General features: G+C 69.5%; 22 protein-coding genes, 3 pseudogenes and 1 riboswitch. Of the genes and pseudogenes, 20 read left to right on the forward strand and 5 right to left on the reverse strand.

The features are described 5' to 3' along the window. Nucleotides 1–37: 37 nt before the first annotated feature. The 8 genes from lepB to DEJ47_RS27795 all read left to right on the forward strand — a co-directional run bounded on the left by lepB (nt 38) and on the right by DEJ47_RS27795 (nt 6,824). Complete coding sequence (gene lepB, locus DEJ47_RS27760; protein WP_150172720.1) at nt 38–796, forward strand: signal peptidase I; 759 nt, start codon at nt 38–40, stop codon at nt 794–796. Beyond that, nucleotides 786–1,274, forward strand: coding sequence for an NUDIX hydrolase (locus tag DEJ47_RS27765; RefSeq protein ID WP_317850843.1), 489 nt, complete (start codon nt 786–788; stop codon nt 1,272–1,274). The genes lepB and DEJ47_RS27765 overlap by 11 nt, the downstream gene beginning before the upstream one ends. A gap of 55 nt (nt 1,275–1,329) precedes the next feature. Continuing rightward, nucleotides 1,330–1,638 (forward strand): DUF2469 domain-containing protein, encoded by a 309-nt coding sequence (locus DEJ47_RS27770; RefSeq protein ID WP_005311352.1) that lies wholly within the window; start codon nt 1,330–1,332, stop codon nt 1,636–1,638. A gap of 108 nt (nt 1,639–1,746) precedes the next feature. Continuing rightward, nucleotides 1,747–2,154, forward strand: coding sequence for a YraN family protein (locus tag DEJ47_RS27775; RefSeq protein ID WP_150172725.1), 408 nt, complete (start codon nt 1,747–1,749; stop codon nt 2,152–2,154). Then, nucleotides 2,154–3,773, forward strand: a complete 1,620-nt coding sequence (locus tag DEJ47_RS27780) for a YifB family Mg chelatase-like AAA ATPase (protein WP_150172727.1) — start codon at nt 2,154–2,156, stop codon at nt 3,771–3,773. Before DEJ47_RS27775 ends, DEJ47_RS27780 begins: the two co-directional genes overlap by 1 nt. After that, nucleotides 3,770–4,948, forward strand: coding sequence for a DNA-processing protein DprA (dprA, locus tag DEJ47_RS27785; protein ID WP_223828529.1), 1,179 nt, complete (start codon nt 3,770–3,772; stop codon nt 4,946–4,948). The genes DEJ47_RS27780 and dprA overlap by 4 nt, the downstream gene beginning before the upstream one ends. A 370-nt stretch (nt 4,949–5,318) precedes the next feature. Continuing rightward, nucleotides 5,319–6,161 (forward strand): RNA polymerase sigma factor WhiG, encoded by an 843-nt coding sequence (gene whiG / locus DEJ47_RS27790; protein WP_150172729.1) that lies wholly within the window; start codon nt 5,319–5,321, stop codon nt 6,159–6,161. Nucleotides 6,162–6,266: 105 nt separating this feature from the next. Further along, nucleotides 6,267–6,824, forward strand: a complete 558-nt coding sequence (locus DEJ47_RS27795; protein ID WP_150175906.1) for a TetR/AcrR family transcriptional regulator — start codon at nt 6,267–6,269, stop codon at nt 6,822–6,824. Between the two features lie 151 nt (nt 6,825–6,975). Here the strand turns inward: DEJ47_RS27795 and DEJ47_RS27800 are convergent. Continuing rightward, nucleotides 6,976–7,470: pseudogene (locus DEJ47_RS27800) on the reverse strand (murein hydrolase activator EnvC family protein); the annotation flags it as partial. A 428-nt stretch (nt 7,471–7,898) separates the two neighbouring features. Here DEJ47_RS27800 and rpsB point away from each other — a divergent pair. From rpsB to DEJ47_RS36595, 6 genes are all read left to right on the forward strand, one after another. Beyond that, complete coding sequence (rpsB, locus tag DEJ47_RS27805; RefSeq protein WP_150172733.1) at nt 7,899–8,804, forward strand: 30S ribosomal protein S2; 906 nt, start codon at nt 7,899–7,901, stop codon at nt 8,802–8,804. Nucleotides 8,805–8,905: 101 nt separating this feature from the next. After that, complete coding sequence (gene tsf, locus DEJ47_RS27810) at nt 8,906–9,742, forward strand: translation elongation factor Ts (protein WP_150172735.1); 837 nt, start codon at nt 8,906–8,908, stop codon at nt 9,740–9,742. 186 nt (nt 9,743–9,928) lie between these two features. Beyond that, on the forward strand, nt 9,929–10,690 hold the full coding sequence (gene pyrH / locus DEJ47_RS27815) for a UMP kinase (RefSeq protein ID WP_150172737.1): 762 nt from the start codon (nt 9,929–9,931) through the stop codon (nt 10,688–10,690). Between the two features lie 156 nt (nt 10,691–10,846). Next, nucleotides 10,847–11,404 carry a ribosome recycling factor gene (frr, locus tag DEJ47_RS27820; RefSeq protein ID WP_150172739.1) on the forward strand — a complete coding sequence of 186 codons (558 nt, stop codon included), beginning with the start codon at nt 10,847–10,849 and terminating at the stop codon, nt 11,402–11,404. Nucleotides 11,405–11,441: 37 nt separating this feature from the next. Then, the gene (locus DEJ47_RS27825; RefSeq protein ID WP_150172741.1) at nt 11,442–12,551 is read left to right on the forward strand and encodes a phosphatidate cytidylyltransferase; all 1,110 of its coding nucleotides are present in this window, start codon (nt 11,442–11,444) and stop codon (nt 12,549–12,551) included. A gap of 236 nt (nt 12,552–12,787) precedes the next feature. After that, the gene (locus tag DEJ47_RS36595) at nt 12,788–12,937 is read left to right on the forward strand and encodes a hypothetical protein (protein WP_161237249.1); all 150 of its coding nucleotides are present in this window, start codon (nt 12,788–12,790) and stop codon (nt 12,935–12,937) included. A gap of 387 nt (nt 12,938–13,324) precedes the next feature. On the opposite strand, the gene DEJ47_RS27830 is transcribed toward DEJ47_RS36595, so the two are convergent. The 3 genes and pseudogenes from DEJ47_RS27830 to DEJ47_RS27845 form a co-directional block, all read right to left on the reverse strand. Further along, complete coding sequence (locus tag DEJ47_RS27830; protein WP_317850844.1) at nt 13,325–14,083, reverse strand: single-stranded DNA-binding protein; 759 nt, start codon at nt 14,081–14,083, stop codon at nt 13,325–13,327. A 21-nt stretch (nt 14,084–14,104) separates the two neighbouring features. Next, a pseudogene (locus DEJ47_RS37095) lies at nt 14,105–14,394 on the reverse strand (hypothetical protein). A 529-nt stretch (nt 14,395–14,923) separates the two neighbouring features. Continuing rightward, nucleotides 14,924–15,274: a hypothetical protein gene (locus DEJ47_RS27845; protein WP_150172743.1), complete on the reverse strand. Its 351-nt coding sequence runs from the start codon at nt 15,272–15,274 to the stop codon at nt 14,924–14,926. 405 nt (nt 15,275–15,679) lie between these two features. Here DEJ47_RS27845 and DEJ47_RS27850 point away from each other — a divergent pair, with 405 nt between their 5' ends. From DEJ47_RS27850 to DEJ47_RS37445, 6 genes and pseudogenes are all read left to right on the forward strand, one after another. Then, a complete protein-coding gene (locus tag DEJ47_RS27850) occupies nt 15,680–16,162 on the forward strand; it encodes a hypothetical protein (protein WP_150172745.1) in 483 nt (160 codons plus the stop codon). A 711-nt stretch (nt 16,163–16,873) separates the two neighbouring features. Beyond that, on the forward strand, nt 16,874–17,980 hold the full coding sequence (gene rlmN / locus DEJ47_RS27855) for a 23S rRNA (adenine(2503)-C(2))-methyltransferase RlmN (protein ID WP_150172747.1): 1,107 nt from the start codon (nt 16,874–16,876) through the stop codon (nt 17,978–17,980). Nucleotides 17,981–18,032: 52 nt separating this feature from the next. Continuing rightward, a riboswitch (TPP riboswitch) is annotated at nt 18,033–18,149 on the forward strand. Nucleotides 18,150–18,225: 76 nt separating this feature from the next. Next, nucleotides 18,226–19,326, forward strand: coding sequence for a thiamine ABC transporter substrate binding subunit (locus DEJ47_RS27860; protein ID WP_150172749.1), 1,101 nt, complete (start codon nt 18,226–18,228; stop codon nt 19,324–19,326). Next, the gene (locus tag DEJ47_RS27865) at nt 19,302–20,993 is read left to right on the forward strand and encodes an ABC transporter permease (RefSeq protein WP_190415595.1); all 1,692 of its coding nucleotides are present in this window, start codon (nt 19,302–19,304) and stop codon (nt 20,991–20,993) included. The genes DEJ47_RS27860 and DEJ47_RS27865 overlap by 25 nt, the downstream gene beginning before the upstream one ends. Further along, nucleotides 20,993–22,021: an ABC transporter ATP-binding protein gene (locus DEJ47_RS27870; RefSeq protein ID WP_150172753.1), complete on the forward strand. Its 1,029-nt coding sequence runs from the start codon at nt 20,993–20,995 to the stop codon at nt 22,019–22,021. The genes DEJ47_RS27865 and DEJ47_RS27870 overlap by 1 nt, the downstream gene beginning before the upstream one ends. 183 nt (nt 22,022–22,204) lie before the next feature. Then, nucleotides 22,205–22,309, forward strand: a pseudogene (locus DEJ47_RS37445) (hypothetical protein); the annotation flags it as partial. A gap of 346 nt (nt 22,310–22,655) precedes the next feature. Here the strand turns inward: DEJ47_RS37445 and DEJ47_RS27880 are convergent. After that, nucleotides 22,656–23,846, reverse strand: a complete 1,191-nt coding sequence (locus DEJ47_RS27880) for an LOG family protein (RefSeq protein WP_150172755.1) — start codon at nt 23,844–23,846, stop codon at nt 22,656–22,658. Nucleotides 23,847–23,883: the final 37 nt, after the last annotated feature.

Here is a 23,883-nt window from a genome sequence, read left to right on the forward strand (position 1 = left end):
GGCGGCGAGGTCGTCTCCGAGATGGGGGAGCACCGGGATGAGCAGGACACAACGTACGAACGAGGGCCGCGGACGGCTCGGCAGCGTGCTGTCGGGCATCGCCGTGGCCCTCGGCTGTGTGCTCTTCCTCGGCGGGTTCGTCTGGGGCGCGATCCTGTACCAGCCGTACACCGTCCCGACCGGATCGATGGCCCCGACGATCGGCTCGGGCGACCGTGTGCTCGCGCAGCGGATCGACGGCGACGAGGTGCGCCGCGGCGACGTCGTCGTCTTCGAGCAGTCCACGTGGGGCGACCTGCCCATGGTGAAGCGCGTCGTCGGCATAGGCGGCGACAGGATTGCCTGCTGTGAGAACGGCAAGCTCACCGTCAACGGCGAGGACGTCGCAGAACCGTATCTCCTTGATCAGGGCGAGGCCGCCGTGGCCACCCGCATCCCCGCCACGACGGTGCCCAAGGGGCGCTTGTTCCTGCTCGGCGACGAGCGCAGCGGGTCGCTGGACTCCACCGCGCACCTGACCGACGGGGAGAACGGCACGGTGTCGCGGAAGGCCGTGAAGGCGCGGGTCGACGCGGTGGCCTGGCCGATGGACCGGTTCGGCATGATCGAGCGGCCCGACGGCTTCGCTGCCCTGCCGGGCGGCACCTCCGAGCCGGGCCCGCTGCGCCTGATGGTGATTGCCGTCGTCGCGGGCATGGTCCTCGTCCTGGGCGGCGCGGCCTACGGTCCTGTGGCCAGGCGCGCGGGTCGGCGCCGCGCCGACAGCGGTGCTCAGGAGACCGCCGGTGTCGGCTGAGCTGCGCAGGGTCGCCCGGGTGATCCTGCTCGACCCGAGCGACCGCATCCTGCTCATGCACGGCTTCGAGCCGGGGAACGCGTCGGACGACTGGTGGTTCACCCCGGGCGGCGGGGTGGAGGGCGACGAGACGCGGGAGCAGGCGGCCCTGCGCGAGTTGCGGGAAGAGACCGGCATCACGGAGGTCGAGCTCGGTCCGGTCCTGTGGCGGCGCGTGTGTTCGTTCCCCTTCGCGGGGCGGCGCTGGGACCAGGACGAGTGGTACTACCTGGCGCGTACGTCGCAGACCGCGATCGCCGCGCAGGGTCTGACCGAGCTGGAAAGACGCAGTGTCGACGGAGCACGTTGGTGGACGTGCCGAGAACTGACCGAGGCTCATGAGACGGTGTACCCGACCAGGCTCGCCGAGCTGCTTCGCAGACTGCTCGACGAGGGGCCCCCGGACAGGCCCGAGATCCTCGACACGGAAATCGTGTAGGGGTTCGCGGGGCTGACGCACAATAGGGGGACGCACGGCTGAAGGGGAACATGCCATGAGCGCCGAGGACCTCGAGAAGTACGAGACCGAGATGGAGCTGAAGCTCTACCGGGAGTACCGCGATGTCGTCGGGCTGTTCAAATACGTGATCGAGACCGAACGCCGTTTCTATCTCACCAATGACTACGAGATGCAGGTGCACTCGGTTCAGGGCGAGGTGTTCTTCGAGGTCTCGATGGCGGATGCCTGGGTGTGGGACATGTACAGGCCCGCCCGGTTCGTCAAGCAGGTGCGGGTGCTCACGTTCAAGGACGTGAACATCGAGGAGCTCAACAAGAGCGATCTGGAGCTGCCGGGCAGCTGAACGCAGCCGTACTCGCCCGCCGCGTGCGGCTGATTCACTCGGCGGGGTGAGGGCGTTTTCCACAACCGGTGAGTAGTGCACCAAGATCCAACAGGTGCGGGCTGAACCGTGACCGTGGGTGTCGGAGGTGGTGCCGACATGAACGCACGGGGAGCACTCGGCAGGTACGGCGAGGATCTGGCCGCACGACGGCTGATCGACGCGGGGATGACGGTCCTGGAGCGCAACTGGCGCGCGGGCAGGACCGGTGAGATCGACATCGTGGCCATGGACGGCGAGGCACTCGTCGTCTGCGAGGTCAAGACGCGCAGAGGGGGCCCGGCCGGCTCCCCACCCTTCGAACACCCGATGGCAGGCGTCGACCGGACCAAGGCGGAACGGCTGCGAAGGCTCGCCGAACGCTGGATCGAGGAACGCGGCGGCCCACCCCCGGGCGGCGTCCGCATCGACCTGGTCGGAGTCCTGATCCCGCGACGCGGTGTTCCCGTGGTCGAGCATGCGCGGGGGGTGGCCTGATGGGATTCGCGCGTACGTGTTCGGTGGCGCTGGTCGGCGTCGAGGGCGTGGTCGTCGAGGTGCAGGCCGACCTGGAGCCCGGAGTCGCGGCGTTCACGCTGGTGGGGCTGCCGGACAAGAGCCTCACCGAGAGCCGCGACCGGGTCAGGGCCGCTGTGGTCAACTCGGGCGGTGAGTGGCCGCAGAAGAAGCTCACGGTCGGGCTGAGCCCGGCGTCGGTGCCGAAGGGCGGCAGCGGTTTCGATCTGGCCGTCGCCTGCGCGGTCCTCGGAGCGGCCGAGCGGATCGATCCCCGTGTCCTCGCCGACATCGTGATGATCGGGGAGCTCGGGCTCGACGGCCGGGTGCGCCCGGTCCTCGGGGTGCTGCCCGCGGTCCTCGCGGCGGCCGACGCGGGGTACGAACAGGTGGTCGTCCCCGAGTGCACCGCCGCCGAAGCGTCCCTGGTGCCGGGCATCTCGGTCCTCGGGGTGCGCAGTCTGCGCCAGCTCATCGCCGTGCTCACCGACGAGCCGGTGCCGGAGGAGGAGCCGGACGAGCCCGGACGGCCCGACCCGCTGCTCGCCGGGCTGTGCGTGCCGGGCACCGGGGTCGGCACGGGGCTCAGCGGCGCCCCGGACGACGCCCACGCGCTCGACCTGGCCGATGTCGTCGGGCAGGTGGCGGCGAGGACGGCCGTCGAAGTGGCCGCGGCCGGCGCGCACCATCTCTTCCTGCAAGGACCACCGGGCGCGGGCAAGACCATGCTCGCGGAGCGGCTCCCGGCGGTCCTGCCGCGGCTGACACGGGAGGAGTCCCTGGAAGTGACGGCGGTCCACTCGGTGGCGGGCATGCTGCCCCCGGGCCGACCGCTGGTGGACATCGCGCCGTACTGCGCCCCCCACCATTCCGCGACCATGCAGTCACTGGTGGGCGGCGGCAAGGGAATCGCACGGCCGGGCGCGGTCTCGCTCGCTCATAGAGGGGTGCTCTTTTTGGATGAGGCGCCCGAGTTCAGCAGTCAGACCCTGGACTCCTTGCGGCAGCCCCTGGAGTCGGGGCACGTGGTCATCGCGCGCAGCGCGGGCGTGGTGCGGCTGCCCGCCAAGTTTCTGATGGTGCTCGCGGCCAACCCCTGCCCGTGCGGGCGGTACACCTTGTTGGGCGACGGCTGCGAATGCCCCGCGTCCGTCATCCGCCGCTATCAGGCCCGCCTCTCGGGGCCGCTGCTCGACCGGGTCGACCTGAAGGTGGAGGTGGAGGCCGTCACCCGCTCCGAGCTGGCCGGGTACGGCACGCCGGGGGAGTCCACCCGGACCGTCGCCGACCGGGTGCGTGCCGCGCGCGAACGGGCGGCAGCCCGCCTGGCCGGCACCGGCTGGCGGACCAACAGTGAGGTCGCGGGACACGCCCTGCGCACGCGCTGGCCCGCGGCTCCCGGTGCGCTGGAGGCGGCCGAACTGGACCTGGAGCGGGGTTTCCTGACAGCCAGGGGACTGGACCGCGTGCTGCGGGTCGCCTGGACCGTCGCCGACCTCGCGGGGCACGACCGGCCCCTGGCGCAGGACGTCGCCCTCGCGCTGCAACTGCGTACGGGGATCGCGCGAGGCGTGCCGATGGTCATCGGGGCGTCCTCGTGAGCGCCGACGCGCCGTCGGTCCCGCTGTCCGACGGGGAGCGGTTGGCGCGCGTCACATTGACGCGGGTCCTCGAACCGGGTGACGCCGCCGGTGGGCGGTGGCTGCGCGAGGTCGGGCCGCGCGAAGTGCTGCGGCGCCTCACCGGAACGGAGGAAGAGGCGCGGCTGCCGGGGGTGACGGCGCGGCGGTGGGAGGGTCTGCGGGCACGGGCCGCCGCGGCGCGCCCGGAGCAGGACCTGGCGGCGGCGCGGGACGTCGGGGGGAGGTTCGTGTGTCCGGGGGACGCGGAGTGGCCGGTGACCCTGGACGACCTGGGGGACGCGCGTCCGGTCGGGCTGTGGGTGCGGGGGCGGCCCTCCCTGCGGATATGGGGGCTGCGGTCGGTGGCCGTCGTCGGCTCGCGGGCCTGTTCGGAATACGGCGCGCACATGGCGGCCGAGCTCGCCGCGGGGCTCGCGGAGCGCGGCTGGGTCGTGATCTCAGGAGGGGCGTACGGCGTGGACGGTGCCGCACACCGAGGGGCGCTCGGCGCCGGCGGTGCAACCGTGGCCGTCCTCGCCTGCGGGGTCGACCGGCCCTACCCGCGCGGACACGCCGGGCTCATCGGACGCATCGCGGAACAGGGCCTCGTGGTGGGTGAGTTGCCGCCGGGGGACCATCCGACGCCGAGCCGGTTCATTCTGCGGAACAGGGTGATCGCGGCACTGACCAGGGGGACGGTGGTGATCGAGGCCGCATACCGCAGCGGGGCCCTCGCCACGGCGCGCAGTGCCCAGGAATTGGGGCGCTTCGTGATGGGTGTGCCGGGGCCCGCGACCAGCGGCCTGTCGGCCGGCGTGCACGAACTGCTGCGGGGCGACGGAGTCCTCGTCACGGACGCCTCCGAAGTCGTCGAGCTGGTCGGTGACATGGGGGAGCTCGCTCCGGTCCGGCGGGGGCCCGTCGTGCCACGAGACCTGCTCGCTTCCGGAGTGCGGCGCGTCCTCGCGGCCCTGCCCGCACGGGGGCTCGCGGCGGTGCGGGACATCGCGATCGGCGCGGGGACGACCGAGGACGACGCGGTCGGGCGGCTGTACGAACTTCAGTCGTTGGGGTTCGTCGAACGACACGGCGACGGCTGGCAGTTGACACGCCAGGCGATTCTGTCCGTCTGCGCCGAGGGAAAGGAATCGTGACCGAGCGTGTTCCGCCGGACGGATGACCCCCGACGACCATGGGAAATCGCGCAGTTGGCGCGCCGGAGTCATCACGCAGAGCGACGGCGCCGACTCCTGAAGGGGGCAAGCGGAACGTATCTGCGCACGCGCGATCCCATACTCTTCGCTCACTGCGACACTTCAGTCACGCTACGCTCACACAGATTCCGACGCGGACAGGCAACAGACGGACGACCTCATTCACTCCACGCACGCTCTCCACCGCTCCGGCGCGAGCGACACCGGTGCCCCCACCGACTCGCGCGACCACACCGACCCACGCGATCTCCCCACTTCAGGCGACCTCACCGACCTCCCAGGTTCACGGCAGAACGGCTCAAGGCGACGAATGCCCCAGCACACCTCAGGGTCCGATCGGGCAGCGGCTCCCCCCGCCGCCCGTAGCGGCGAGCAGGAGCGGCCCCCCGCGCCCTCGTCGCTGGACGAGCTGTGGCGCTCGTACAAAGAGACGGGGGACGGGAGGCTGCGGGAGCAGCTGATCCTGCACTACTCGCCGCTGGTGAAGTACGTCGCGGGGCGGGTCAGCGTGGGGCTGCCGCCCAACGTCGAGCAGGCCGACTTCGTGTCGTCAGGCGTGTTCGGGCTCATCGACGCGATCGAGAAGTTCGACATCGAGCGGTCCATCAAGTTCGAGACGTACGCGATCACCCGCATCCGCGGGGCCATGATCGACGAACTGCGCGCGCTCGACTGGATCCCGCGTTCGGTGCGGCAGAAGGCGCGCAACGTCGAGCGGGCGTACGCCACACTCGAGGCGCAGTTGAGGCGCACTCCGTCGGAGGGCGAGGTCGCCGCCGAGATGGGGATCGCGCTGGAGGAACTGCACGCGGTTTTCAGCCAGTTGTCGCTGGCCAACGTCGTGGCCCTCGAAGAGCTGCTCCACGCGGGAGCCGACGGCGGCGACCGGCTCAGCCTGATGGACACGCTCGAGGACCACGCGGCCGACAACCCCGTGGAGGTCGCTGAGGACCGTGAGCTGCGCAGGCTGCTCGCGCGGGCCATCAACACGCTGCCGGAGCGTGAGAAGACCGTCGTCACGCTCTACTACTACGAAGGGCTGACGCTCGCCGAGATCGGCAACGTCCTCGGGGTGACCGAGAGCCGGGTGAGTCAGATCCACACCAAATCCGTGCTGCAGCTGCGTGCGAAGCTGGCGAGTTTTGGGCGCTGAGTGTCGCTGAATCGTCCCTGCCCGAGGGCGCGCGCGAGGGAGCGGCTCCCGTGTGCGGCGTCCCATCCGTAAAGTGGAGCCGTGCCAAGGATTCGAGCGGCCTCCGTGGCCGAGCACCGGTCGATGCAGCGCGGCGCCCTGCTGGACGCCGCGCGTTCCCTGCTGTCCGAAGGCGGTACGGAGGCGTTGACCTTCCCCGCACTCGCCGAGCGCACCGGGCTCGCCCGGTCGTCCGTGTACGAGTACTTCCGGTCGCGGGCCGCCGTGGTCGAAGAGCTGTGCGAGGTCGACTTCCCCGTCTGGGCGGCGGAGGTCTCGGCGGCGATGGAGTGCGAGGAGTCGGCCGAGGGCAAGGTCGAGGCGTACGTACGACGGCAGCTGGCGCTGGTCGGGGATCGGCGGCACCGCGCCGTGGTCGCCATCTCCGCGAGCGAGCTGGACGCCGGGGCGCGGGAGAAGATCCGCGCCGCGCACGGTGGCCTCATCGCGATGATCGTCGAGGCGCTCGAAGAGCTGGGGCACGAGCAGCCCCGCATGGCGGCGATGCTCCTCCAGGGCATCGTGGACGCCGCGGTGCGGCGCATCGAGCTCGGCGTGGCGGAGCAGCCCGAGGCCATCACGGAGGCAGCCGTGGCCATGGCGCTGCGGGGAGTCCAGGGCTGAGCCCCCGCGCATAGGTGTACGGACCTCGCCCGTAGGCGTACGGCCCTCGCCCGTAGGACGGCCCTTCCCGCCCGTGGACGTACGCCCCTCGCCCGTAGGGAGGCCCTTCCCGCGTGTAGGCGTACGAAGGCGGCCTCAAGGGGTCCTGGGTCGGCAGCAGGCGGGACGGGCCGTGGCCCAGGAGCCACGGTGGCAGGAGGGTCAGCGGGTTCAGGTAGGTCCGCGCTCTGAGCAGGCCCCAGTGGAGACAGCTCGTCGGGCAGTGGCCCGTCGGGCGCTCCAGGAAGCCGACCGGTGCCCCTGCCTCAACCGTGTCGCCCTTCTTCACCGTCGCCCGCACCGGTTCGTACGTCGTGCGCAGCGGTGGATCCCCCGTGCCGTCCAGCTCCACCGCGACCACGCCCCGGCCCGCGACCCGGCCCGCGAACGAGACGCGCCCCGGAGCCACGGCGCGCACCGCGGAGCCCGGCGCGGCGGCCAGGTCCACGCCCCGGTGACCCGCTCCGTACGCGGTCGCCGGCGGGCTCCAGCCGCGTACGACCGGCGGCCGGGCGCCCACCGGCCACGTCGAAGCCGTGGGCGGGGCCGGGGCCAGAAAGGTCACGAGCAGGGCCGCCAGCGTGGGCAGCAACAGTTCCGGGTGCATGTGAGAACCGTCCCGCGCCGGGCCCGCCCGCGGGGATCATGGACCGTTTCTGTGGACGACTGCCGGGCTGTGGACAACCCCGTCACCCGCGCAGGTGAGGCGCCGCAGACCGGGCGGGGGAGAGCGCTGCGCCTGGGCGGGGACAGCACCGCGCCCGGACGGGGGACAGCGCCGCGCCCGGACGGGGGAAAGTGCCGCCACCCGGTCAAGGGAAGCGGCGTCACCTGCCACCCCGCGGGTCCCGTACACTTCTTTTGGCGATCCGGGTCACCGGGTCGACTTCGCACGCCCCGACACCAGGCCATGAACAGCCGGTGTCAGCGCCCCTCGGTCCCTGGTGGCAACCAGTGGCAAGGCGCACAGCGGGCGTCAGGCGCGAGTGCCGTCCGGCACACGCGGCACAACCGAGAATCTCAAGGAGAACGGCCATGGCCGTCGTCACGATGCGGGAGCTGCTGGAGAGCGGCGTCCACTTCGGTCACCAGACCCGTCGTTGGAACCCGAAGATGAAGCGCTTCATCTTCACGGAGCGCAACGGCATCTACATCATCGACCTGCTCCAGTCGCTGTCGTACATCGACCGCGCCTACGAGTTCGTCAAGGAGACCGTCGCCCACGGCGGCACGGTCATGTTCGTCGGCACGAAGAAGCAGGCGCAGGAGGCCATCGCGGAGCAGGCCACCCGCGTCGGCATGCCCTACGTCAACCAGCGCTGGCTGGGCGGCATGCTCACCAACTTCTCGACCGTCTACAAGCGTCTGCAGCGCCTCAAGGAGCTCGAGCAGATCGACTTCGAGGACGTCGCCGCCTCCGGTCTCACCAAGAAGGAGCTTCTCGTGCTCTCGCGCGAGAAGGCCAAGCTGGAGAAGACCCTCGGTGGTATCCGCGAGATGCAGAAGGTGCCCAGCGCCGTCTGGATCGTGGACACCAAGAAGGAGCACATCGCGGTCGGCGAGGCCCGGAAGCTCAACATCCCGGTCGTCGCCATCCTCGACACCAACTGCGACCCCGACGAGGTCGACTACAAGATCCCGGGCAACGACGACGCGATCCGCTCCGTCACGCTGCTCACCCGCGTGATCGCCGACGCCGTCGCCGAGGGCCTCATCGCCCGCTCCGGCGTTGCCGCCGGTGACTCGAAGCCGGGCGAGAAGGCCCAGGGCGAGCCCCTCGCCGAGTGGGAGCGCGACCTGCTCGAGGGCGAGAAGAAGGCCGACGAGCCGAAGGCCGCCGAGGCCGAGGCCGAGGTTCAGAAGTCCGCCGAGACGGAGAAGGCTGCCGACGCCGAGCAGGCCGACGCCCCCGCCGCGGCCGCGGACGCCGAGCAGGCCTGACCTCACAGGTTCGGTTGTTGACGGCGGGGGCCCGATCGGCCCCCGCCGTTCACCCGTAGACCTCCGTAGATCTTTCAGACTTCGAGAGAGAATTTTCGATCATGGCGAACTACACCGCCGCTGACGTCAAGAAGCTCCGTGAGCTCACGGGCGCCGGCATGATGGACTGCAAGAAGGCGCTCGACGAGGCCGAGGGCGACGTCGACAAGGCCGTCGAGGCGCTCCGCATCAAGGGCCAGAAGGGCGTCGCCAAGCGCGAGGGCCGCTCCGCCGAGAACGGCGCCGTGGTCTCCCTCATCGCCGACGACAACACCTCCGGTGTCATCGTCGAGCTGAAGTGCGAGACGGACTTCGTCGCCAAGGGTGACAAGTTCCAGGCCGTGGCGAACAACCTCGCCGCCCACATCGCCAAGACCTCCCCGGCCGACATCGAGGCGCTGCTCGCGTCCGAGATCGAGGCCGGCAAGACCGTCCAGGCGTACGTCGACGAGGCCAACGCCAACCTCGGCGAGAAGATCGTCCTGGACCGCTTCGCGCAGTTCTCCGGCGCCTACGTCTCCGCGTACATGCACCGCACGATGCCCGACCTGCCCCCGCAGATCGGTGTCCTCGTCGAGCTGGACAAGGCCGACGCCGACGTCGCCAAGGGCATCGCCCAGCACATTGCCGCCTTCGCGCCGAAGTACCTCTCCCGTGAGGACGTCCCGGCCGAGGTCGTCGAGACCGAGCGTCGCGTCGCCGAGGAGACCACCCGCGCCGAGGGCAAGCCCGAGGCCGCCCTCCCGAAGATCGTCGAGGGTCGCGTCAACGGCTTCTTCAAGGAGGCCACCCTCCTCGGCCAGCCCTACGCGCTGGACAACAAGAAGTCGGTCGAGAAGGTTCTCGCCGAGGCCGGTGTCACCCTGAAGCGCTTCTCGCGCATCAAGGTCGGCATCTGAGTCCGTACCGCGATCGACGGTAGACCCGTATAGGGTCGACAGCGGTCGCCCGCGTACGGTCCTCGTACGCGACGTACGACCGCAGGATCTGACGAGGAGGCCACTGCCGAGCATGGGTTGCGAACGACACCCCACCGGCAGTGGCCTTCTTCGTATGTTGTGCCGAGTAAGAGAAGCGAGAAGCACATGACCACCCAGGCCGACTCGAAGAGTGATGACGGCAAAGTAGCCGGACGCTTCCTGCTGAAGCTCTCCGGCGAAGCGTTCGCCGGTGGGGGCGGCCTCGGGGTCGACCCCGACGTGGTGCACGCCATCGCCCGGGAGATCGCCGCCGTCGTCCGTGACGGCGCCCAGATCGCCGTCGTCATCGGCGGAGGCAACTTCTTCCGCGGCGCCGAGCTCCAGCAGCGCGGCATGGACCGGGCCCGCTCCGACTACATGGGCATGCTCGGCACCGTCATGAACTGCCTCGCGCTGCAGGACTTCCTGGAGAAGGAAGGCATCGACTGCCGCGTCCAGACCGCCATCACGATGGGGCAGGTCGCGGAGCCGTACATCCCGCTGCGCGCCGTGCGCCACCTGGAGAAGGGCCGTGTGGTCATCTTCGGTGCCGGCATGGGCATGCCGTACTTCTCCACTGACACCACCGCCGCGCAGCGCGCCCTCGAGATCGACGCCGAGGCGCTGCTCATGGGCAAGAACGGCGTGGACGGGGTCTACGACTCCGACCCGAAGACCAACCCCGACGCGGTGAAGTTCGACTCCCTCGGCTACGGCGAGGTCATCACCCGCGACCTCAAGGTCGCCGACATGACCGCGATCACGCTGTGCCGGGACAACAAGCTGCCCATCCTGGTCTTCGAGCTGCTCTCCGAGGGCAATATCGCACGGGCCGTCAAGGGTGAGAAGATCGGCACACTCGTGGGCGACCAGGGAAGCCGGGCCTGACCCCGAGAGACCTGGGCCAGCCTCAAGGAACGTCCTGTGGACGGGCCTTGAGGGGATGGACAAAGCCCTGCCGGTCGGACACCGTGCAGGAAAGAGACGCGACGCAGCCGGCCGCCCCGTGCTAGCCGGGCCACTCAAGACACGCAGGAGCAAGTGGTGATCGAAGAGACCCTCCTCGAGGCCGAGGAGAAGATGGAGAAGGCCGTCGTGGTCGCCAAGGAGGACTTCGCCGCGATCCGCACCGGCCGTGCGCACCCGGCGATGTTCAACAAGATCGTGGCTGACTACTACGGCGCGCTGACGCCGATCAACCAGCTGGCCTCGTTCTCGGTGCCCGAGCCGCGGATGGCCGTGGTGACCCCGTTCGACAAGAGCGCGCTGCGCAACATCGAGCAGGCCATCCGGGACTCCGACCTCGGCGTCAACCCGAGCAACGACGGCAACATCATCCGGGTGACCTTCCCCGAGCTCACCCAGGACCGCCGCAAGGAGTTCATCAAGGTCGCCAAGACCAAGGCCGAGGACTCCAAGATCTCGATCCGGTCGATCCGCCGCAAGGCCAAGGAGGCCTTCGACAAGGCGGTCAAGGACGGCGACGTCGGCGAGGACGAGGGGCGCCGCGCCGAGAAGGAGCTCGACGACACCACCGCGAAGTACGTCGCCCAGGTGGACGAGCTGCTCAAGCACAAGGAAGCCGAGCTGCTCGAAGTCTGAGCCGAGGCTCGAGTCCGAGGAATCAGGAAATCGATCCGTGAACGACTCTTCCTGGGGGGCGCCGCCCAGAGCCGGGTATTGGGGGCCGTCCGACCAGGGCCCCGGCCAGGGGGCGACCCCGCCGGGTCCCGCGTACGATGCGCAGGACGCGCTGTTTCCGTCCGAGACGCAGCCCATGCCCATCGTGCCCGACGTACCCGTGACCGGCGGAGACCAGGACGACGACCGGGGGGCCACTCGGATGGGCGGCCCCCTGTTCCGTGACGAGCCTCCGCAGGAGCCCATGCCCAGCGCACCACAGCCGCAGCCCGCCCCGGCCGCACCGCAGAAGAAGAGCGCGGGCCGCGATCTCGGGGCAGCCATAGGAGTCGGTGTGGGACTCGGCGCGGTGATCATCGCGTCGCTGTTCATCGTGAAGGCCGTCTTCATCGGCGTCATAGCGGTCGCCGTCGTCGTCGGCCTCTGGGAGCTCACCTCCCGCCTGGAGGAGCGCAAGGGCATCAAGGCGCCCCTCGTGCCGCTCGCGGTGGGCGGCGCGGCGATGGTCGTCGCCGGGTACGTGCGCGGGACCGAGGGCGCGTGGGTCGCGATGGCGCTCACCGCACTCGCCGTCCTCGTCTGGCGCATGACGGAGCCGCCCGAGGGCTATCTGAAGGACGTCACGGCGGGGGTCTTCGCGGCCTTCTACGTCCCGTTCCTCGCGACCTTCGTGGCGCTGATGCTCACCGCGGACGACGGTCCGCAGCGGGTCCTGACGTTCCTGCTCCTGACCGTGGTCAGTGACACGGGGGCGTACGCGATCGGCTGGCGCTTCGGCAAGCACAAGCTGGCGCCGCGCATCAGCCCCGGCAAGACCCGGGAGGGCCTGGTCGGCGCGGTCACCTTCGCGATGGCCGCGGGCGCGCTGTGCCTGCACTTCCTCATCGACGACGGTGTGTGGTGGCAGGGCCTGGTGATCGGCTTCGCCGTCGCGGCGAGCGCGACGCTCGGCGACCTCGGCGAATCGATGATCAAGCGGGACCTCGGCATCAAGGACATGGGTACGCTGCTGCCGGGCCACGGCGGCATCATGGACCGCCTGGACTCCCTGCTGCCGACCGCACCGGTGGTGTGGTTGCTGCTCGTGGCGTTCGTGGGGCTCGGCTGATACGAGGCCTGACCTGCGTAGATGTGCGTGAGGGGTCCGTTGTCCACAGGGCGGCGGGCCCTTCGTCGTACGTCTGCGGCACTGGAAGGACCTGCCTGTGCCCGGGGAACTGCCAGTGGTTCGTCCGTGAAAGGCCCCCTACCTGATCGTTTGGCACTGGTAGGGAGGCCTCTTCGGGGGCGCTGGGCCGTCGCTGGGCGGTGGGACTTCACTGCTCATGCATGTGAGAGGCGTTGATGGACTACCTCGCCGCTCGCGGCGAGGAATTGTTCGGTGGCGATACGGTGCCGGTTCCAACGGCTGGTGAACTCGGCTTCGTCCACGATGCCTCGCCGCCAGTAGCTGCCGAGTTGCTGACCGGCCCTGTTCAGTTCCTGCAGCGCTGAGAGCAGGGCCCGGTCCTTCGAGAGGATTCGCAGCCGAGCCGATGCCAGCTGGTGAGCCGATACATCCCAGCTACTGACGCGGTCCACCATGTTGAGGACCCGCTCCTCCCAGACACGGTTATGGAAGTCTGAGGATGAGGCGGCTACCAGAGCGCATTGCTCCAAGAGCAGTTCCGAGATGCGAGCCCTGTGTTCAGCGCGCTTCACGAGGTGCTGCCCCAGTAGAGCGATCGCAGCACCAACAACGGTTGCGAGCAACGTCCCCCAAACGCCCATGGGGGCATTGTTCCCGCGCTGGCGCTCACTGCATAGCGAGCCCGGGTAGCTCGCGTGGAGAGTGAGTGCAGGGAACCTGGGTCTACCTGCACTCTCGCCTCCCCTGCGTTTCTACGCTGCCTGAGCCTCGTTGCCCTCGCTGGCGCTCTTGCAGAGGGTGTCGATTGCCCTTCGCGTCCGGGACTCGCTGCTCGGCATGAGGTGCGTGCAGACCCGCGGAGTGAAGCCGGGATCTGTGTGCCCGAGGTAGCTGTTGAGCGTCTTGATGTTCTCTCCAGCGTCCAAGAGCACAAAAGCGTAGAAGTGTCGAAGCGCGTGCATGCCGTGCTCGCGAGCCGAGGGCAGGGGGGCGCCGTCCTCCGGCTTGTCGATGGGGCCTGCCGTAGCAAGAGCTGGTTTCCACGGGCTGATGTCGAAGTTGCTCCGGTAGACGTGGTTGCCCTTCGGGCCCGAAAAGATGAGCCGCTTGGTGACGGGCGGGCCATCGGGCCTCTTCCACGGAAGCGTGACGTCCACGGGCGGATGGTGCTGCATGTGCTGAGTGAGTGCCTGAGCGACTGAATCGGGGAGCGGCACGTCACGCACCTTGTTGTTCTTGGGCTTCCCGAAGAGCGCCCTGCCCGTCACGACCTTGATCTGCAGCCCGTCGTGCAGCCAGCCCGTAAGGGACCCCACGGCGTCGACCGGCACACCGAAGACTTCGCCCTGCCGCGACGTGCCGTCCTTCCCTTGGTTGGACTCGCGGTCGAAGACGCGCGGGGTGGTCGCGATGGTGAACTTGGCGAGTGCGGCCCCGCCCTCGGTGAACTTGATCTCGGGGTCGGCGGTGAGGTTGCCGACGACGGTGACGGGGGTCTCTCCGAACGACATGGAATCTCCCTGGTCAATGGGTTAGAAGGGCGGACCGTCCCTGTAGCCGTGGGCGGCCCACGGGTCGGTGTGACGGCGCGGGTGCCAGCGGCGGCGCGGGAGCGGCAGCACGATCCAGCGGCGCTGTGCGTTCCAGCAGTGGCACGGTGCCAGTTGGTACCGGCGTATTCGCCGGTTTCGGGGTCGCCGGGGTCGTACTCCGTGCCGCCCGCGCCCGCGCCCTCGCAGTCGGGACAGTCGGGGCGCGGGGTGTCCGACAGGACGAGGGCGGGCCGGGGCCAAGCGGTGCGCTCGATGCGCAACCGGGCCATCAGCGTCCGTCCCGGGGAGGCAGGGTGAGCCGCTGAGCGGCGTTGTGCAGCTTGATGTTGAGTACGGAGGGGGCGTGGTCGGTGATGGAGAGCAGGGCGACCGCGGCGGCGACGATGACGTCGGCCAGTTCCCTGGGCGACGTCGTTGTGGCTGTGGGTCAGGCCCCTGCGGGGGTTCTGGCCGGTGGCACCGATGTACGCGGCGGCCACTTCCCCGGCCTCCTCGTTGACCTTGAGCAGGCGCATTGCGATCTCGTGTTCGTCACGGCCGTTGGCCGCGTCCAATGTGGCGGTGATGCGGGCCGTGACGGGCCACAGGGCGGCACTCATGCGGGGTTCTCCTAGGGGCGGTGCGGATGACGGCGAAGGTGTCGTTGGCCTGGTCGTAGTGGACGTGGACCGGGCCAGGGGCCTCATTGCGGGCCTGGGTGGCACGGTGCGCGGTGACCAGGAGGCGCGGGTGTCGCCGGCCGGGTAGGAGTCGAGCAGGACGGGGTGTCCCGCGGTGCACTCGCGGCAGGCCACGGCGCTACTCCTGGCCGTGGGTGCGGGTGTCGGCGGTCTGCGTGTGCTCGGGGCGGTGCGCGGGGCTGGCGTCCTCGTCGTGCCCGTCGATGACGGCGGCGAGGGCGAGAACGAGCAAAACGATCAGGGCCCAGAACCAGATGGGCCGCCGGACGGGGGCGACGGGGGTGATGCTGATCTCGTAGCGCGTGGGAGTGCTCTTTCCCAACAGCATGGTGAAGCCTCCGAGTTGTGACAGGGCGTGGGGTGCGGGCCGGTCGGCCTGCCAGCCCTTCGCCGCCGCAGATGTGCAGATGAAGGCCAGGAAGAGCGGCCGGAGTTGGCTCTGGGCGGCTGGGCTCGTCCGTAACGGCACGTGGGTCAGACCGGGGGGACCTAACGGGCTGTGGCTGACGAGTTCAGGGGCCTCGTGCCTGAAGCGCTCGTGGTGATCGCGAACGGGTAGTTGCTTTTGAGCCATTTAGAACCATTTGAGCCTGTTCTACAGCGCTGTAGATTTCGATTGGATCTCAAATGCGCAAAAGCGAAATGAACCGGGCTCCAGCTCTGGCGGGTACGCGCGCACTGGAGAGTTCTGCAACTTCCCTACATGGCAGCAGAATTGACGTGCCGTCGTCTTGCCTCGTTGAGGCGAGGTTGGCAAAGATTTGATCATGCTACGGTCCTTTGGTCCGAACACCCCGAGGAATCCCTAGCGTTATGAAGGCAGAGGTTACGAGTGATCAAGTCCCGTGTTTTCAAGGCAACTTGCTCGGCAGTCATGACTGGTGCGCTGCTGGCTGCGGTTGCCCCTGCGGCGTCTGCCTCAACTGCCAGGCAGGGCAAAATAAAGCCCGCCGCAGTTGCGGCAGTTGACGATGGTGGCGCTTACCTGGACCTCGCCTCGCAGGGATACACCTACGAAGAGGCTGTCGAGGCGTTCAAAGATTCCCCGGTCGTCACGGTGGTAAAGGGTGAGGTGCCGGAGGCTGACGCGACCGAGGTCGTGGCGCGTGGTGTCAGCCTTGGTTGGTACGTCTACGTGAAGCTGAGCAAGTCTCAGGCCAAGGCCGTCAATGCTGGGTCTGCGGCTACTGCAGCCGGTCTCATCGGCGCCATCACCGGAGGGATCGGCGGAGCCGTCGCCGCAGGCGTCTACGCCGCGGTTGTATCCATGGGCAACGAAAAGATCGACAAGTGCAAGAAGGGTGTAGAGTTCAAGTTCACCTACCTTGCCAAGTTCAAGGGCGCCAAGTGCTACTAAACGCCTAGGAGGGGAGCATGCGCACCCCATCAGCTATCGGAACGGCCGTCGCCGCATTCGCCTTCTTCTTCGTCCTGCTAATCGGTAGCGAATTTGTGGCAGATGACGGAAGCGTGGCTCAGTCGGCCCTATTCTATTTGGCTATTGCTGTACCGGGCGCCCTGTTGGTCTTCTGGGTTGCAACTAGAGGCCGAAGGTGATTCGCACCCCGAGGTGAAAGGCATGTTTCACCTCGGGGTAAAGCATCCTCTCGGACGTGCGGGTCCCAGGCTCTGCCTCATTTTCAGTTGTATGTGCAGGTGTCGTTCTCACTGCGTATGTCTGTGCTCCGTTATGGGTTCCGGATCAAAAGCCCGTGCGACGAAGCTCGTGTCCGTCCGATGGGCGTCTTAGGGAATTTGATCCCGATCTGTTGTCGGCTCAGGCGGCGTGGTCGATGACGTTGGGTGGCATCTCCCACCCCCACTCCCCGCGCGCGGCAGGCCTGGCGACGGAGCCTTTGCCCTGGGCGGCGTCGCGGCGCCGGGAGGTGAGGCAGAGCTGCTTCTCGTAGTCGGTGACCGCAGCGGGGTGAGCATGAAGGCACTTTCAGGCCTGTGACCTGTGGGCCGTGCGAGGAGGGCCCACAACGACCGATGACGGGCAGTGATGACCTACACCGATCTCCGTGAGCCAAGGTCAGCGATGTGGATCTGCGACACTGGAAGGACCATGCCTGTACCCGGAGAACTCACTTTCGTCGCGCCCCGCGGTGCCAAGAAGCCCCCGCGGCACCTCGCCGACCTCACGCCCGCCGAGCGCAAGGAAGCCGTCGCCGCCATCGGCGAGAAGCCGTTCCGTGCCAAGCAGCTCTCGCAGCACTACTTCGCGCGGTACGCGCACGACCCGGCCGAGTGGACCGACATCCCGGCCGGGGCGCGCGAGAAGCTGCGGGACGCGTTGCTGCCCGATCTGATGTCTGTGGTGCGGCACATCAGCTGTGACGACGACACGACGCGCAAGACGCTGTGGCGGCTGTTCGACGGGACGCTCGTCGAGTCCGTGCTCATGCGGTACCCGGACCGGGTCACCATGTGCATCAGCTCGCAGGCGGGCTGCGGCATGAACTGTCCGTTCTGCGCCACGGGGCAGGCCGGTCTCGACCGGAACCTGTCGACCGGCGAGATCGTGCATCAGATCGTCGACGGCATGCGGGCGCTGCGGGACGGCGAGATTCCGGGTGGGCCGGCACGGTTGTCCAACATCGTCTTCATGGGGATGGGCGAGCCGCTCGCCAACTACAAGCGGGTCGTCGGTGCCATTCGTGCGCTGACCGACCCGGAGCCCGACGGTCTCGGTCTTTCGCAGCGCGGTATCACCGTGTCGACGGTGGGGCTCGTGCCCGCCATCCACCGGTTCGCCGACGAGGGCTTCAAGTGCCGGCTCGCGATCTCGCTGCACGCGCCGGACGACGAGCTGCGCGACACCCTCGTACCGGTCAACACGCGGTGGAAGGTGCGGGAGGTGCTGGACGCCGGGTGGGAGTACGCCGCGAAGTCCGGGCGCCGACTGTCCATCGAGTACGCGCTCATCCGTGACATCAACGACCACGCGTGGCGTGGTGACCGGCTCGGGCGGCTGCTCAAGGGCAAGCCCGTGCACGTCAACCTCATTCCGCTGAACCCGACGCCGGGGTCGAAGTGGACGGCCTCGCGGCCCGAGGACGAGAAGGCGTTCGTGGAGGCCATCGCCGCCCACGGTGTGCCCGTCACGATTCGGGACACCCGTGGTCAGGAGATCGACGGGGCGTGCGGCCAGCTGGCGGCGGCCGAGCGGTAGGTCGAGAGGTAGTCTGGCGGGCGTACCGCTGCGTACGAGTACACACATCTGCATATTCCGACAGGGGAGCGCCACAGCGCTGAGAGTGCGGTCACTTGGACAGGTGGGCCGCAGACCCTCTGAACCTCGCCCAGGTCATTCTGGGTAGGAAGTTCGGGCATCACTCAAGCTGTAGCGCCCTGCCCGCGTGCCGTCGGTGCGCGGGCGGGGCCGCGTCTTCTCCTGGTCACCCAGGAGGAAAGTCAGTGAGCACCACCAAGTCAGGGAGCACCAAGAAGGTCACGTTCACCGCCGTGGCGGTGGGCATCGGGCTCGTCGCCGTCTCCGCGTGCGGCAGCTCCGGGGGCGGGTCCGGGACGTCCGATTCCAAGAGTGTGACGCTGGTCAGTCACGACTCCTTCAATGTCTCCAAGGACGTGTTGAAGGACTTCGAGAAGCGGTCCGGGTACAAGGTCAAGGTCCTCAAGGACGGTGACGCCGGCGCTGCCGTGAACAAGGCGATCCTGTCCAAGGACAACCCTCAGGGCGATGTCTTCTTCGGCGTCGACAACACGCTCCTCTCCCGGGCGCTCGACAACGGGCTCTTCCAGGCTCACGAGGTCAAGGGCTCGGAGAAGATCAAGGCCGAGTTCCGGGTCGATGAGGGCAAGCACCGGGTCACGCCCGTCGACAGCGGTGACATCTGCGTCAACTATGACAAGAAGTACTTCGCCGACAAGAAGCTCGCGCCCCCGAAGTCCTTCGCCGATCTGACCAAGCCCGCGTACAAGAACCTGCTCGTCACCGAGAACGCCTCGACCTCGTCGCCCGGCCTCGGCTTCCTGCTCGGCACCGCCGCCGCGTACGGGGACGACGGCTGGGCCGGCTACTGGAAGAAGCTCAAGGCCAACGGCGTCAAGGTCGTCGACGGCTGGGAGCAGGCGTACAACGAGGAGTTCTCCGGGTCCGCCGGTGGCAAGAAGGCCAAGGGCGACCGGCCGCTCGTGGTGTCGTACGCCTCCTCGCCGCCCGTCGAGGTGCTGTACGGCGAGCCGCAGCCCAAGCAGGCGCCGACCGGCGTCGCCACCGGCACCTGCTTCCGCCAGGTCGAGTACGCGGGCCTGCTCAGCAACGCGGGCAACGAGAAGGGCGGCAAGGCGCTCCTCGACTTCCTGGCGAGCCAGGAGTTCCAGGAGGACATGCCGCTCAACATGTTCGTGAACCCGGTGCGCGAGGGCACCAAGCTGCCGAAGCTGTTCACCGAGCACGGCGTGACGGTCGACGACCCGCAGACCATGGACCCGAAGAAGATCGCCGACAACCGCGAGCCGTGGATCAAGTCGTGGACCTCGCTCGTACTGAAGTAGCGAAACCGGGCCCACGCGCGGGGTCCCGGCGCGGGAGCGCGACGCGGCTCGGTCTGATGGCCGTGCCCGTCGCGTTCTTCGGACTCTTCTTCGCCTATCCCGTCACGGCGATCGTCGCGCGCGGGCTGCACGTCGACGGCGTGTGGCGGTTCGGGCGGATCACGGACGTCCTCGGGCAGTCCGACATCCGGCAGGTGCTGTGGTTCACCACCTGGCAGGCGCTCGCGTCGACGGCGCTCACGCTCCTGATCGCGCTCCCCGGCGCGTACGTCTTCGCGCGCTTCGACTTCCCCGGCAAGCGGGTGCTGCGGGCCGTCGTCACCGTGCCGTTCGTGCTTCCGACCGTCGTCGTCGGCACGGCGTTCCTCGCGCTGATCGGGCGGGGCGGGCTCTTCGACGAGCTGTGGGGCGTACGCCTGGACACCACGGTGTGGGCGATCCTGCTCGCGCACGTCTTCTTCAACTACGCGGTCGTCGTACGGACCGTCGGCGGCCTCTGGTCGCAGCTTGACCCGCGCCAGGAGGAGGCCGCGCGGATGCTCGGCGCCTCCCGGTGGGCCGCGTGGCGGACGGTGACGCTGCCCGCGCTCGCGCCCGCCGTCGCGGCCGCCGCGCTCATGGTCTTCCTCTTCACCTTCACCTCCTTCGGCGTGGTGCAGATCCTCGGCGGACCCGCGTACTCGACGCTCGAAGTGGAGATCTACCGGCAGACCGCGCAACTCCTCGACCTGCCGACGGCCGCCGTCCTGACTCTCGTGCAGTTCGCCGCGGTCGGCCTGATCCTGGCGATCCACGCGTGGACGGTGCGGCGGCGCGAGAGCGCGCTGAAGCTCGTCGACGCCTCCGCGGTGGCACGCAGGCCGCGCGGCGCCGGGCAGTGGACGTTGCTCGCGTTCGTCATGGTGACGGTCGTGCTGCTGATCCTGTTGCCGCTCGGCGTGCTGGTGCAGCGGTCCTTCGACGGTCCCGAAGGCTTCGGGGTCGCGTACTACAAGGAGCTGACCTCGGCGGACGGCGGCGCCTTCCTCGTGCCGCCGATCGAGGCCATCGGTAATTCGCTGCAATACGCGGTGGTCGCCACGGGCATCACCGTGCTGATCGGGGGGCTCGCGGCCGCCGCCCTCACCCGGCGCGCGGGGCGTCTCGTGCGCGGGTTCGACGCGCTGCTCATGCTGCCGCTCGGCGTCTCCGCGGTGACGGTGGGCTTCGGGTTCCTGATCACGCTCGACAAGCCGCCGCTGGACCTGAGGTCCTCCTGGATCCTGGTGCCGCTCGCCCAGGCCCTGGTCGGGGTGCCGTTCGTCGTACGCACCATGCTGCCCGTCCTGCGCGCGGTGGACGGCAGGCTACGCGAGGCGGCGGCCGTGCTCGGGGCTTCGCCGCTGCGGGCGTGGCGCGAGGTCGACCTGCCGATGGTGTGGCGGGCACTGCTGATCGCCGCCGGGTTCGCCTTCGCCGTCTCGCTCGGCGAGTTCGGCGCGACGGTCTTCATCGCACGCCCCGACAACCCGACGCTGCCGGTCGCCGTGGCCCGCCTGCTCGGACGCGCGGGCGACCTCAACTACGGCCAGGCGATGGCCCTCTCGACGATTCTCATGGTGGTGTGCGCGGTGTCCCTGATGATGTTGGAACGCGTCCGGACCGGGCGCACCACGGGGGAGTTCTGATGACGGACGCGCTGCTGAGCCTGCGGGACGCGACGGTACGGTTCGGGGCGCGGGCCGCGCTCGACGCCGTGGACCTCGATGTCGCCGAGCATGAGATCGTCTGTGTGCTGGGGCCGAGCGGCAGCGGCAAGTCGACGCTGCTGCGGGTGGTCGCCGGGCTCCAGGGACTCGATTCGGGGCGGGTCGTCCTCGGGGGGCGCGACCAGCGCGGGGTGCCCGCGCACAAGCGGGGCGTCGGCCTCATGTTCCAGGACCACCAGCTCTTCCCGCAGCGGGACGTGGCGGGCAACGTCGCGTTCGGGCTGCGCATGCACGGTGCGTCGCGCGGCGAACAGGCCGACCGGGTCGCCGAGTTGCTGGACCTCGTCGGCCTCCCGAAGGCGCAGCGGCGTGCGGTGGCGGCGCTCTCCGGTGGTGAGCAGCAGCGCGTGGCGCTGGCGCGGGCACTCGCGCCACGCCCCCGGCTGCTGATGCTCGACGAGCCGCTCGGCCAGCTCGACCGTTCGCTGCGGGAGCGTCTCGTCGTCGAACTCCGTGAGCTCTTCGACGAGTTGGGCACGACCGTCCTCGCCGTCACGCACGACCAGGGTGAGGCCTTCGCGCTCGCCGACCGCGTCGTCGTCATGCGGGACGGGCGGATCGCCCAGTCCGGCACGCCGTTGGAGGTGTGGCAGCACCCTGTCGACGAGTTCGTGGCGCGATTCCTCGGCTTCGACAACGTGGTGCGGGCGACCGTGGCGGGAGGGGCCGCCGACACGGTGTGGGGCAAGATCCCGGTCCCTGAGGGCACCTCGGCCGGACCGTGCAAGGTTTTGGTGCGGCCGGCCGGGGTGCGGCTCGTCTCCGCCGAGGAGGGGCTGCCGTGCCTTGTCACGGCACGCACCTTCCGGGGTACGCACGTCGCCGTTCACCTCCAGCCCACCGACGGGCCCCGTCTGGAGGCGGCTTGCGCGCTGCGCAGGGCGCCGGCGGTGGGGGAGACGGTGGGTGTCGGATTCGACGCTGAGGATGTGGTGGTACTCGGCTGAGTGCCCTCTCCGGTGCTCGGCCGGTCGGCTGTGTGCCGACGCCGCAACTCGGGTACCGCCCCGGGCGGGTCGTTCCAGTGTTCGGCCATGACGACACTCGGCTATGACGACACTCGGCCATGATCGATACTGCGACGAAGTCGCCCGGCAACTCGACCTCAAGGTCCCGAGGGCGACGACCCGGTGGCCCTCGACGCCTGGCTCGCCCGCACCGCGGAGCCCGGCGCGGCCACGTTCCGCGAGGCGGGCGCCGACGCGGCCGTGTGGTCGTGGGCCGAGGACCACAGCGCCGGGTTCTGGGCGCGCCGCATGACACGCGAGCTGGTGATCCACCGCGCGGACGCGGCCGTCACCGTCGGCGTCCCGTTCGAGGTCGCCCCGGAGGTCGCCGCGGACGCCATCGACGAATGGCTCGACCTCGTCGCCCTCGCCCAGCGCACCGACCCCGAGGACAGTGCCGCGGAGCTCAAGGGCGCGGGCCGCTCATGGGGGTGCTGCTGCTCGCCTTCCACCGGCGGCTGCCGCTCGACAGCGGGCACGTGGAGGTCGTGGGGGAGCGGGGGCTGCTGGACTTCTGGCCGGAGCGGGCTTCGTTCGTGTGAGCCGGTGCGGTTCCGTCGTGGCGCACGAGGCCTCAGGCCGTACGGGACGGTGTCGCGCCGAGCTTTCGCAAAGCGTCCGGGGCGTCCTCCACCCGGTCCACCAGGGCGATCCGGGACTCCATCGAGCGGTCGCGGGCCAGCGACCGCAGCAGCGGCCACACCGGCAGGTGGTCGGTCCAGTGGGCGCGGTCGACCAGGACCATGGGGGTGGGCTCGCCGCGGGACTCGTAGTAGTTGGGGGTGGCGTTGTCGAAGACCTCCTGGACGGTGCCCGCCGCGCCGGGGAGGAAGATGACGCCGGAGTTCGAGCGGGCCAGGAGGCCGTCCTCGCGGGTGGCGTTGGCGAAGTACTTGGCGAGGTGCGAGGCGAACGCGTTCGGGGGCTCGTGGCCGTAGAACCACGTGGGGATGCCCACGGAGGCGCCGCCGTCGGGCCACCGCTCGCGTACCGCGAACGCCGCCCGCGCCCACTCCGTGACGGAGGGCGTGAACGACGGGGCCTTGGCGAGGAGTTCGAGGGCCTCGTCCAGCATCGCGTCGTCGAAGGGAGCCGCGTAGGCGCCGAGGTTCGCCGCCTCCATGGCGCCGGGGCCGCCGCCCGTGGCGACCGTGAACCCCGCGCGGGCCAGCGCGCGGCCGAGGCGGGCCGCCCCCGCGTAGGCCTCCGTGCCGCGGGCCATCGCGTGACCGCCCATTACGCCGACGACCTCGGCACCGACGAGGAGCTCGTCGAGGGCGTCCGAGATGGAGTCGTCGTGTATGGCGCGCAGCATCGACGAGAAGACGTCGCCGTCGGCCTTGGTGCGCTGGAACCAGTCGTACGCGTGCGCGTCCGGCGTCGCGTCGTATCCGCCCTCGGCGAGGCCGGCGAACAGGTCGTCGGCGGAGTAGAGCAGGCCGCGGTACGGGTTGAACGGCAGTCCCGGGACGGGCGGGAAGACCAGCGCGCCGCCCGCCCGCACCTTCGCCGCCGCGTCCTCCCGCATCGGGCAGCCGAGGAAGACGGCGCCCGCGACGTCGGCCGCGAGGAGGGCGGAGGTGCGCTCCGTCAGGTCGACGGCCTGGACGCGGCGCCCCGCGAGGGCGCCGCGTCCCGAGACCTCGTCGAACTCGGCGAGGGTCTCGATCTCGCGGTCCTCGCCGGGGTGTTGCGGGGCGGGCGCGGCCCCGGACGTCCCGGGGGACACGGGTGCCGGCGACGCGGGTTCGGGAGTCGGCTGCATCCGCCCATGCTAAGCAGGGCGGGCAGCGGGGCCTCGG

Origin of the sequence: Streptomyces venezuelae, from assembly GCF_008642355.1 — a bacterium.
GTDB lineage: Bacteria > Actinomycetota > Actinomycetes > Streptomycetales > Streptomycetaceae > Streptomyces > Streptomyces venezuelae_B.